Annotated in this window: 11 protein-coding genes; 2 read left to right on the forward strand and 9 right to left on the reverse strand. The window is 57.9% G+C overall.

From position 1 onward, the window contains the following. Nucleotides 1-35 precede the first annotated feature (35 nt). Nucleotides 36-491, reverse strand: coding sequence for a hypothetical protein (locus tag LUN51_RS15495; RefSeq protein ID WP_097023148.1), 456 nt, complete (start codon nucleotides 489-491; stop codon nucleotides 36-38). A 48-nt stretch (nucleotides 492-539) separates the two neighbouring features. Here LUN51_RS15495 and LUN51_RS15500 point away from each other — a divergent pair, with 48 nt between their 5' ends. Further along, the gene (locus LUN51_RS15500) at nucleotides 540-2636 is read left to right on the forward strand and encodes a S9 family peptidase (RefSeq protein WP_277811954.1); all 2097 of its coding nucleotides are present in this window, start codon (nucleotides 540-542) and stop codon (nucleotides 2634-2636) included. Nucleotides 2637-2705: 69 nt separating this feature from the next. Here LUN51_RS15500 and LUN51_RS15505 read toward each other — a convergent pair whose 3' ends face one another. Genes LUN51_RS15505 through dnaX form a run of 6 tightly spaced genes read right to left on the reverse strand, consistent with a single transcriptional unit; the run spans nucleotide 2706 to nucleotide 7628 of the window. Then, a complete protein-coding gene (locus tag LUN51_RS15505; protein ID WP_277811955.1) occupies nucleotides 2706-3152 on the reverse strand; it encodes a YcgN family cysteine cluster protein in 447 nt (148 codons plus the stop codon). 3 nt (nucleotides 3153-3155) lie between these two features. Further along, a complete protein-coding gene (locus LUN51_RS15510; RefSeq protein ID WP_040243843.1) occupies nucleotides 3156-3446 on the reverse strand; it encodes a YcgL domain-containing protein in 291 nt (96 codons plus the stop codon). A 12-nt stretch (nucleotides 3447-3458) separates the two neighbouring features. Next, a complete protein-coding gene (gene rnd, locus LUN51_RS15515) occupies nucleotides 3459-4586 on the reverse strand; it encodes a ribonuclease D (RefSeq protein WP_277811956.1) in 1128 nt (375 codons plus the stop codon). A gap of 28 nt (nucleotides 4587-4614) precedes the next feature. Further along, nucleotides 4615-5226, reverse strand: a complete 612-nt coding sequence (gene recR, locus LUN51_RS15520; RefSeq protein ID WP_040243845.1) for a recombination mediator RecR — start codon at nucleotides 5224-5226, stop codon at nucleotides 4615-4617. 3 nt (nucleotides 5227-5229) lie between these two features. Then, nucleotides 5230-5556, reverse strand: coding sequence for a YbaB/EbfC family nucleoid-associated protein (locus tag LUN51_RS15525; protein ID WP_277811957.1), 327 nt, complete (start codon nucleotides 5554-5556; stop codon nucleotides 5230-5232). Nucleotides 5557-5600: 44 nt separating this feature from the next. Beyond that, nucleotides 5601-7628, reverse strand: coding sequence for a DNA polymerase III subunit gamma/tau (dnaX, locus tag LUN51_RS15530; RefSeq protein ID WP_277811958.1), 2028 nt, complete (start codon nucleotides 7626-7628; stop codon nucleotides 5601-5603). A gap of 643 nt (nucleotides 7629-8271) precedes the next feature. On the opposite strand from dnaX, the gene LUN51_RS15535 reads away from it, so the two are divergent. Beyond that, the gene (locus tag LUN51_RS15535; RefSeq protein ID WP_277811959.1) at nucleotides 8272-8562 is read left to right on the forward strand and encodes a hypothetical protein; all 291 of its coding nucleotides are present in this window, start codon (nucleotides 8272-8274) and stop codon (nucleotides 8560-8562) included. Between the two features lie 305 nt (nucleotides 8563-8867). Here the strand turns inward: LUN51_RS15535 and LUN51_RS15540 are convergent, their stop codons facing one another. Both LUN51_RS15540 and LUN51_RS15545 read right to left on the reverse strand, forming a co-directional pair. Further along, complete coding sequence (locus LUN51_RS15540; RefSeq protein WP_277811960.1) at nucleotides 8868-9536, reverse strand: hypothetical protein; 669 nt, start codon at nucleotides 9534-9536, stop codon at nucleotides 8868-8870. 14 nt (nucleotides 9537-9550) lie between these two features. Then, on the reverse strand, nucleotides 9551-10069 hold the full coding sequence (locus LUN51_RS15545; protein ID WP_277811961.1) for a hypothetical protein: 519 nt from the start codon (nucleotides 10067-10069) through the stop codon (nucleotides 9551-9553). Nucleotides 10070-11329 lie beyond the last annotated feature (1260 nt).

Genomic DNA, 11329 nt, shown 5'->3' on the forward strand with positions numbered 1-11329 from the left:
CCTTCCTTCTTTTGTAATGCAGATATCAGAGAGTGTCAGTTGAGCACCGGCTCGCGACGCCGAGCGTCATCGTTCCCAGCATTTCCGCTAGGCGATTTGCGCTGCTTGCCACCGCCGCGCGGTGCGTCGTTATCATCATCGCTATTGCGACGCTGGCGCCATATCCACATCAGCGCCCCCAGCACGCCGCCTATTGCCATGCCGACTAGCAACAGCGGCGTGGCCACGGCAATCTGGCCACCATCGCCCTGCAAAACGCCCACCGCAGCTACTACGATGGCCGGCGCGAAGCCGGAATAATGTTCACCGTCCTCCAACAAGGGCGAGGTAAACGGCGCTACCGCCCACAACATCCCCGCGACCGCGCCGGTCACGACCCAACGCGGTAACTTGGGCAAAAAGCGCACCCCGAGGTAGCCGGTGACCAGTACCAGCAGCGATAATACAACGTAACTCAGCCACAACTGTGGCAGGGAATCGGAAATCAGCATCGCGTCCTCTCGCGTTCGATCTTTCTTCGACATGGTACACCGCTGCACATGAAAGCACAGCCGCACATCCCTGCGCTTCACGACGCGACCCAACTCTCGCCGGTCGCACGCTTCAAACGCAAGGACGATCCTAACTGGCATTGGCTGGAGAATCGCGACGACCCCGAGGTGGCGAGCTTTCTCGAGCAAGCCAACGAAGAGTCCACGGCCTGTTTCGCGCCACTCGAGCCACTCGTCGAGAGACTCTACGCCGGCCACCTGGCGCGTCGCGAATTGGCCGTCGACGGTCTGCGCACGCCGCTCGATCACCATACCTACTGGAGCGAGACCGCCCACGACGCCGACTATCCGATATGGTGGCGCCATCCCAACCACGACGCGTCTCAGCGTGAATGCGTGCTCGATGTCCAGGCCCGCGCCCGGCATCACGCCTTCATGGAAGTCGCCGACATGGCCATCGCCCCCGATGAAAGCTGGCTGGCGTGGACCGAGGACACCAACGGCGACGAGAATTTCGATCTCTTCCTGCGTGTCCTGCCCAACGGCGAACCCCGGTGCCTGCTGACCGATATCGGCCCCGAGCTGTGCTGCGCCGAGGATAACCGCAACCTGCTGTTCACGCGTTACGACGACACCCAGCGCCCGGACAGCATCTGGCGGCTGGATATCGGAAACGGCAAAAGCGCATGCTTGTTCCGTGAATCGGACACCGAGTTCTGGGTAGGGCTAGGCAAGACCCGTTCACGCGCCTGGCTGGTGCTGGAAAGCGCCTCCAAGGACACTTCGGAGTGTCACCTGATTCCCGCGGCAACGCCCGATACGCCGCCGCGCTGTGTACGTGAGCGCGTCAAAGGCGTTGAATACGGCCTTGAGCATCGTCCCGGTCACTTTTACATCCTGCACAATCAGGACGCACCGCATTTCCGGCTCGATATCGCAACCGAGTCCACGCCGGGTGACTGGACACCACTGCTCGACCATCAGGAGCACCTAACGCTGGAAGGCGTCGATGCCTTTGCCTGGGGTCTCGTCATCACCGAACGCGACCACCGCGAGGCCCAGGTACACCTCAGCGTGGTCACGCTCGACACGGATACCCCGATCAAGCGTCGCCTGCCACTACCCGAAGCCCCCTGCAGCCTGATGCTGGGCGATACACCCGACTTCCACACCCGCCGCCTGCGTCTACACGAAGAATCGTTCACGCTGCCGCCGCGCTGGATAGAGCACGATCTTGATACCGATGCGCGCCGCCTGCTCAAAGCCCAGCCCGTGCACGGCGATCTTGCACCCGAGCAACTGGTGTGCCGCCGCCTATGGGCCGAAGCACACGACGGCGAGCGCATTCCGGTGTCCGTCGTGGTGCGGGGCGACCTTATCGAGAAAGGCCCACTGCCGACGTTGCTCTATGGCTATGGCGCCTACGGGGAAGTGCTCGATCCGTGGTTTTCCGTGGCACGGCTCGAACTGCTGTCGCGGGGCGTGGCGTTCGCCGTCGCCCATGTGCGCGGCGGCGGCGATCGGGGCGAACCCTGGTACCTCGCCGGCAAGCTGGAACACAAGGAAAATAGCTTCCGCGACTTTCTCGCCGCGCGTCATGCCCTGGTCGAACACGGCATCGCGGATAGCAAGCGCATCGCCGCCTACGGCGCCAGCGCCGGTGGGCTGCTGGTGGGCGCTAGTCTCAATCTCGAACCGGATGCCTTTTGCGCCGCCGTGCTCGACGTGCCGTTCGTCGATGTGCTGCGTACCATGGAAAATCCTGACCTACCGTTGACGACCGCAGAATACAGCGAATGGGGCAACCCTAATGAACCGGAAGCTAAACGCCGTATTCGCGACTATTCTCCCCTCGACAACCTCGTCGCGCAGCCTTACCCCACGCTGTTCCTGCAAGGCAGCTGGCATGACTCGCGTGTGCCCTACTGGGAGCCGGCCAAACTTTATGCGCGGCTGACCGAGATCGTCTCACAACTACCCGCCGAGCAGCGCCGCCCGATCCTGCTGCGCACCGACATGGCTGCCGGGCATGGTGGCGCCTCGGGCCGATTCAAGGCCTGGCACGATAACGCGCGTCAGGATGCCTTCCTGCTTTGGGCTCTGGGCCTTGCCGACAACGAACTGCCCGCTGGCCGAGCGGATTGACGCCCCATAACGAAGAAGGCCCCGTACCGGGGCCTTCATATCAATCACCGCGCCATCACATCGAAAACTTCATTGGCAAGGAATGATGTCGATGATGTGTTCCTCGAGCGCCTCGTCGGCCACCTCACACTCGCTCACCGCGAAGTGGCGCACGCTCTTCTGCTTGCGATGCATGCGCTGTGCATCGCCCGCGATCAGCGGATGCCAGGCCGCGAGCTTGCGCCCTTCAGCCAATCGACGATAGGCACACGACGCCGGCAGCCAGTGAAACGCCGCCAGGTTGTCTCGGGTCAACTTGGTGCACCCCGGCACGTGCTCGAAGCGATTTTCGTAATCGCTGCAACGGCACGTATCGATATCCAGCAGCTGGCAGGCCACGTTGAGCGTAGCGACATCGCCGCTCTCTTCGTCTTCAAGCTTGAGCAGGCAGCATAGACCGCACCCGTCGCAGAGGGCTTCCCACTCTTCATCGTCGAGCTCTTGGAGGGAAAAGCGTTCCCAGAAACGTTCACGCATGGGTCAGTACCGCGCCTCGGTAGGCGCCTTGTATAAATCCAGCATGTAGGCCTCGCGCGCTGGCGGCATTTGCAGATAGAAGCCTTGTGTCTCGATGGCGGCCAGCACGTCGCTCGCCTTGGCCCGCGCTAGCGACTTGTCGTCACTAAGCATCATCACGGTCACCGGTACCGGTTTGCCGAACCGCTCGAGCAGGGCTTCAGGCACATCCGTCAGCCCTCGTGCACGATCCACGTATAAATACATCTCGTCGCGACGCGGGCTCTTGAATATTTCACACAGACGTCTTGTCATCGTCGTAGCCTCTCAGTAGTCCGCCAGGGCCTGGGTGAATGCGTCGCCGAGCAGCGTGCCACGCCATCCCTGGGGCAACGACAGCGGCACCCCGTCCAGGTCCGCCATCACCAGGGCTTCGAGATCGCGGCGGTTGGCCAGCACCTCGGGGGCGATGTCCAAGCGTTCGGCCTCACGGTTGACGACGCTCTTGAGCGCCTTGAGCCGCGTCTTGAACGCCGCTGAATGCGGTGGTGGAAGTGGTGCCGGCAGTGCCTCGTCATCGAGGTGCGCAGCCGCCTGCACCATCGACAGCAAAGCATCGCCGTCATGCTTGATCAGCTTGGGCCTGACGCCTTCGATAGTCGAGAGCTGATGGCGGTTGTGTGGCATCTCCACCGCGATCGCGAACAGGACCTTGTCGCTCGCCAGCCAGCCACGTGGCAGATCGCGGCGCCGCACCTCGCCTTCACGCCAGCGCGTGAGCGCCTGGTAAAGTGCCAACTGACGCGGTTCGAGCCGCCACAGCTGGCGATGACGACGATACCACTGTTCATCGGCATCGCGGTTACGGCGATTGGCCTCGCACAGGCGCGCGCACTCCTCTTCCAGCCAGGCCAGGCGCCCCTGCTGCACCAATGCGTCCCGCTGCGCCTGCCAGACAAACGGCAGATAGACCACGTCCAGCGCAGCGTATCGTAGCTGTGAGTCGGACAACGGACGCTGCAGCCAATCCGAGCGCGTTTCCTCCTTGGGTAACACGTCGCCGGTCCACTGCTCGACCAGCCGTTGATAGCCTAGCGACGCCTGAGTGCTCAGCAGGCTCTGCGCCACCTGCGTATCGGCGATCGGCGCGACGGCAACATCCGCCCAGCTCTCCAATACCTCAAGGTCTTCGCCGCTGGCATGCAGCAACTTGAGCGGCCCATGCGCGCCTAGCAGCGCCTGCAGAGCGCTATCGGCCGCCACAACTTGCGGATCGATCAGGAAAGCCTCATCGCCGCCGGCATAGAGCTGCACCAAGGCCGCGATGGGAAAGAACGTCGACTCGCGGTGAAATTCTGTGTCCACCGCCAGCCAATCGGCGTCGGCCAGCGTCTCGCACGCCTCGGCCAGCGCGGTAGGCGTTTCCACCCAGCGAATCTCGAAACTCGGGGGCATCCCGTATCCTTGTTGACGATAATGAGGGTCAGCTCGACTCTTGCGCAAACGGCAAACGGCCATTGAAGGCGCGGCTCAGCGTGCCGCCATCCACGTATTCCAGCTCGCCACCCATGGGCACGCCATACGCCAAGCGCGACAGACGCACGCCAGTGCCGCGCAGTTGTTCGGCGATATAGTGCGCGGTGGCCTCGCCTTCCACGGTGGGATTGGTGGCCAGAATCAATTCCTCGATGGCGCCATTTGCGAGCCGCTCATCGAGCTGATCGAGCCCAATGTCCTCGGGGCCGATGCCATCCAGCGGTGACAAATGGCCGTGGAGCACGAAATAGTGGCCGCGATAGCCGCCGGCCTGCTCGATCGCCAGCATGTCGGCTGGCGATTCGACCACGCACAGTAGCCCTTCATCGCGCCGTGCATCCTCGCAAATGGTGCATAGCGGCGTCTCTGTCAACGTGCGGCAACGCTGACAATACCCCACCTGTTCCAGTGCCTCGCCCAATGAGGCGACGAGCCGACGGCCGCCATCGCGGTCGCGCTCCAGCAAATGCAGGGCCATGCGCTGCGCGGTCTTGGGGCCTACGCCCGGCAACACACGCAGCGTCTCCAGTAGTTGATCGACGAGAGGAGAAAACGCCATCGCTTAGAACGGCATCTTGAAGTCCGCCGGCAGATTCATCCCTGCGGTGACTTCTTCCATACGCTCCTTGGATGTCGCCTCGACCTTGCGCACCGCGTCGTTGACGGCAGCGGCCAGCAAGTCCTCGAGCAACTCCTTGTCTTCTTCCATCACCGAGGGGTCGATATTCACGCTACTCACATCGTGACGACCATTCATGGTGACCTTGATCATGCCGGCCCCGGCCTCACCCGTGACTTCGGTCTCGGCGATTTCCTCCTGGACCTTCTGCATCTTTTCCTGCATTTCCTGGGCCTGTTTCATCATGTTGCCCATTCCGCCCTTCATCATGGTCGTATCCTCACGGGGTTCGAAAAGTCAGAGCCGCCGACGACTTATGCATCGGAAGCGGCGCCGTCAGTCGGCGTCACGCTGCGTTCCAGCAAGTGGGCGCCGAAATCGTGTTCTAGCATCTGAATATGCGGGTCGCGGCGCAACGCTTCAACCGCTTGGGCATGACGCTCTCGCGCCAGCCGTTCGCTTTGCGAACGCGGCGTGTCCAGATCCTCGGGCAGGGCCTCGACCGTGACATTCAAGCGCCGCTCGATGCCCTGATCGGCCAAGGCCTTGGTGAGACGCTCGACATGCACATCAGCCAGCATTGCCCCCTGCGAAGGATCCAGCCGCAGTGCCAGCGTTTCACCGTCGTCGTGCTCGATGATGCAGTGCGCCGCCAGGTTACGCGTCAGCCCACCCAGCGCCAGTGATTCGAAAACCGCCAGCCAACGCGCGTGGTCGAACGTGCCCGTTTCGGGCGTGGCGGCGACGGGTGCCGGCGTCGCGGTCACGGGATCAGGCTCATCCGTCTCTGCAGCGACATCCATCACCGAGGGCTCCGGCGCGGCCGCGGGTGGCTCGGAGGCGGCAGGCGCGGGGGCATCGTCGAGCGCCCAGGGTGGGGCATCGTCCACATCAGCGACGTCCGCCTGGCGTTGCGCCTCGTCTTCGAGCGCGGCATCGACAGATTCACCAGGCGCATCAGCCACGGGAGGCGGCACCTCTTCCTCTGCCGAGGTCGCCTCTGCCTCAGGCACCTCGGTCTCAGGCGATTCCGCTTCAGGTAACGCGTGCGGTACATCTTCACCGCTATCATCCGCTACGGGACTGATATCACCCGCCGCGGGCGCTTGGGTTTCGGGACGTGAAGACTCGCTAGGCGAAGGAGTCGGCTGGCTTGGTACGGGCTCAGCCGCTGGGGAGCTCGCCGGCGCAGCGGCTGGTGCATCGCCTTCGGCAGAGCCGCGAATCGGCAATGGTGTCTGCGGCGGCTTGGGTACGCCCTGGGGCCGGAATGCCAGCATGCGCAGCAGTGTCATCTCCAGCGCGGTACGCGGGTCCGGTGCGCTGTCCATATCACCCCGCCCTTGCAGCGCGATCTGATAATAAAGCTGCACATCCTCGGCGGTGAAGCGCGCGGCCAGCGGCAACAACGTATCTCGATCGCCGTGACTATTATCCAGTGCATCCGGCACCATCTGGGCGATGGTCAGGCGGTGGAAGATGCCGGCCAGATCGTCGAGGATAGCGCCGAAATCCGGTCCTTGCTCAGCCAGACTGGCGACTTCCTGCAACACCCGCGCGGCATCGACCTCGGCCAGCGCCTCGGCCAATGCCAACAGGTGGCGATGATCGAGTGTACCCAGCATGGCCGCGACATCGGCATGACGCACTTCGCCCTGCCCGAAAGCAATAGCCTGATCGGTCAGACTCAAGGCGTCGCGCATCGAGCCTTCGGCAGCCTTGCCCAGCAGCCACAGCGCCTGCTCGTCGAAGGCCACCGACTCGGCCTCGAGAATACGTGTCAGATGCCCGACCACGCGCTCCGGCGGCATGTTCTTGAGCGTGAGCTGTAGGCAGCGCGAGAGTACCGTGACCGGGAGCTTCTGCGGGTCGGTAGTCGCCAACAGGAATTTGACGTGGGGCGGCGGCTCCTCGAGCGTCTTGAGCAGCGCATTGAAGCTGTGCGTGGACAGCATGTGCACCTCGTCGATGAGGTACACCTTGTAACGCCCCTGGGTCGGCGCGTACTGCACGTTATCGAGCAGCTCGCGGGTATCCTCGACCTTGGTACGAGAAGCGGCATCGACTTCGATCAAGTCGACGAAGCGGCCCTCGTCGATCTCGTGGCACGTCTCGCATTCACCGCACGGCACTGAGGTCACACCCTGCCGGCAGTTCAGGCATTTGGCGAGAATCCGCGCCAGCGTCGTCTTGCCGACCCCGCGCGTGCCGGTGAACAGATAGGCATGATGCAGACGCCCTTGGTCGAGCGCGTTGACCAGCGCACGCGAAACATGCTCCTGGCCGACCAGTTCGTGAAACGTGCGAGGGCGCCATTTGCGGGCCAGAACCTGGTAACTCATACCGTCGGGATGTCCTTGCAGATCGGGCCGATTCCCACCTGGCAGCACTAAGCACTCGACACAGAGGGGAGTATCGTTAAAGCGTCCATTCTAGCGGGTAGCGGGAACTTCGACGAGGGGCGAGTCGACATCGAGGCCGAACAGAAATACGGGGGACGAAATGGAGGCGGCCCCGCCAGCCACATCCCGGCACACTATTAGCCATATTACCGAGATATTTCCGATTGCTGGCGAATTCCTAACACCCTGATTTATAAGGGTCTTTCTGGCATCTGGCTGATATCGTCTATCTACAAATTACCACAGGAATAGGCAAAGGTCTTCCATAGAATGGATCACCAGTTTGGACCACCTGAACTATACGAATACGTCTCATTATACCTCACGGGCCACACAAGCATTTCCTAGATCGACCCGGTAAATTCGCCCTTCCTATCTGCTAGAAACGCTCACACGGACACACAAGGAGGTGTAACCTCACGGCTACATAGTGTTCTAGGCCCTTTCAATGGATCACGAGGGACTTAAAATCCCTTGCCTTGGTCTGTAGCTACCGCATCTGCAAATGTCCCTCGCATACCGCATAGCATGAGAAGCCTCATACTGGTAACATATAATTACAAGCAACCAGCAGGAGGACTAAATGAAAAAGCTAGCCTTCGCAGCCATCCTAGCGAGCCTAAGCACAGCAACTTATGCCCAGCAGTTCTATATAAAAGCGGATTCGCTCATCTGTACGTCAGAAAAATCATATGATGAGCAGATGCAATACCTTGCTCAAGGCGTTAAAAAATACGTGTCTGGATGTGGTTCAACCACAAAGAAATACCAATTGGTAATGCTGGACTTCAATAACTATAGTGCTAGCAAGGCTCGTATTGTAGAAAATGGACAAGTCATCTGGTTCGACCAAGCGAGCACAACAGTGAAATAAGCTTATTGGAAGCACTCATTAACATCAGTTATATATTTGGTGAAAAGTTAAAAGACTCCATTCTTCCAGAATCCCGTTATAGGATTACTGCATAACTTCTTTTATATCTAATAACTCCTATTCGCATTGTGCGCTCGCATGAGCCATTGTAAGAGGTTACTGGTAGGGATGCCCTGCTTGATCCCTTTAAAACCTTTATGTGACTTGTGCGGGCGCTCTCGCCCTACTCCGTCAGGTGTTGGCTCACCACTATATATGTTGGATAACTGGGCTGTTTCGGCTACTTCCAGCCCGGTGGGATTGTTTTAGGCTGCTTGTAATTCCCTATCTTCAATGACGTATGTGTCAATGACTCTTCCAGATTCGTCATACACCACAACGAATGGTGTGAAGTAGTTCCACTTTTCCCTGTTCTCTTCGTTGGTAACGATGTCCAGATTGTCAGGGAGATGCAGACCTGACACGACAGGCTCTCGGTTCTCATCGACCCCGTTCACAGGGATAATATGATCAACCTCGAATATCCCTCGACCTTCGACGCCAAGAAACTGATTCATGATTCCACAGTGCTGGTATAGCTCAAATATCTGATCATCGAAAAGGTCGTGATCCCAACCTATTCGCTTGAAGCGGTGCTTGTTGACCATGAACACACGATAGCCGGGGTTGACTTCATGCCAGTCCCGTAAAAGTTTACGGTATCTCTCTCGGTTGTTGCCACGGTAAGCCTTCTGCACTTTCAGGTAATGATCACGCCTACTCTGATAATAAGCCTGACGATGGCCGGGATTCTTCTGCCTGAATCTAAGGCTCCGTTTTCTATCGCATTCAATGCAGTTGGCTTGCCTGTTTGTCTGACGCACTATCCCACCACACTTCCTACAAGGCTTGTCCGGTGTCTCGAAGTGCTTCAATCCTTCTTCTTTGGCCTGTAATGCCCTCTCTGCCAGTGTCGGTTTCTTCTTTCGTGTCATGTTTAACTCTCCCTTTACGCTGCCTGCAATGCTTCCTCGGCTGCCCTGTTCATGGCATCAGCCAAAGCCCTGATAAGCTCGTCGTGTCGTTCCTGATATTCGCTGACAAGCTCGCCTGTCTGAGTATCGATGCTACCCACCAATTCCCGTTCAAGCTTGCTGTGACGCCATGCTGCGGCGTGTGATCCCAACTCGAACATATTGATAGCGAACCTGAGTTTGTCTCGTCCTGTGGACCACACAAGAGCAGGATTGATCATGAGACGTTCAATACCGTGTATGTCCTCGACTTCTTTAACGATCCCCTCTTTCTTGAGCCTTGCTAATCTTCTACTGGTGTTGTCCTTGTCAAGTTTATGGGCCTTACGTATATCCGCCATATCGACTTGAACGCAATTATCCTGATTGTCTACTTCATCGAGCATCGCCAACAACAGGTTTCCAACGCTCTTGGGCAAGCTGGCTAGAAGCCTCAAGAACTCGGCATCACAAGTCCTGTAGCTGACGTTCTGGATATTTTTCATTGTGGCCATACTGGTGCCTCCTTTTAGTGTTTGATGTAGATTTTTACATCGGATTAAAATCCTGAAACGCCCGTCTCATGCGGGCTGTAGCCATTTTACGCTCTAACAGACTCTCTTATAAGGAATTGGAAGGTGTCCAATTTCCCCTTAAGAGAGACCTTAAATTTTTATGGACACTAGAGTAGTTATTGAAGACGTATCGAAGGAAGAGAGTGAGTGAGGGAAGCCCCCTCACGACTCAAATACCCTTCAAGCATTCTTCAGCGTTATTGAATATGTATCGGGAGATAGCACGGTGAAGAACACAGTCGTTTCACTCCGTTCCTTTTCTCACGCGATACGTATTGAGTAGTCCTGTCGAGTGTTTGCCTTGCGGCAAGTATTCGACAATGCTCATTAATAGGAAATTTTCTCTTAGAGTATTCCTAAGGAATTTTTTCCGGTTTGGAATGTTCAGACATGACTTATCTCCACCAAGTCCCGAGTTGGGACGGTGTTGAATAAGTAGAGACTGATATTAACCGAGCGGACACGACGAAAAACCGGTAATGACCTTGGTGGTCAGTCCGGTTCGTGGTGATTCTCAACTTTACATCATTATCGTACCACTAGATGAGAGTAATTGTCAAGTGCGAATTGAGGCTAAACCCTGTCGAAGCCCTCCCGTTGCGGCAATCCCGACAAGGCTCCAGCACCCTTCCGAGTGGCACGATGTGCGATGCACTCTTACCCGTGCAATCCCTTCAATAACCTTTCAAACACCTTCAAGCACTGCCAGACGTATGCCATACCTGTCGAAGCCCTGCCACTCGTTGAGAATACCCTCCCCTATTAACTCCACACGGCCCACACAAGCGCTGTAGATGAATTTTACAAACTTCCCTACTGCATCGTTTTAACTCTACTCACAACCAGTCACAGGCCCCTCAGTGATCGTGTTGTTATATATTTCAAATGATAAACATCCTCATTTGTGTTGACATTTAGGCAAAGTTCTGTTACCATACTCATAAGATGGAGGAAAGCAAAAAAACACCTTCCTCTATATCTCCTTCTAGCTTATTTCCAGCCATCTCATTAACTTGGGGTGGCCGCTTTTGCTCGTTTATTGCACACCAACATAGGGGAGGCCCAATGAAAAGTCAGTCTACCGGGGATAACTCCCCACAGATTATTAACGATTGCTTGAAGACCTGAATTCAACCAATAAGCGCAGCACCTGCGGTATCCAGGGCGCCGGAGTATTCCCCCAGAAACACCTGTGCCGGT

This window comes from Chromohalobacter canadensis (assembly GCF_029544075.1).
GTDB classification, from domain to species: domain Bacteria; phylum Pseudomonadota; class Gammaproteobacteria; order Pseudomonadales; family Halomonadaceae; genus Chromohalobacter; species Chromohalobacter canadensis_A.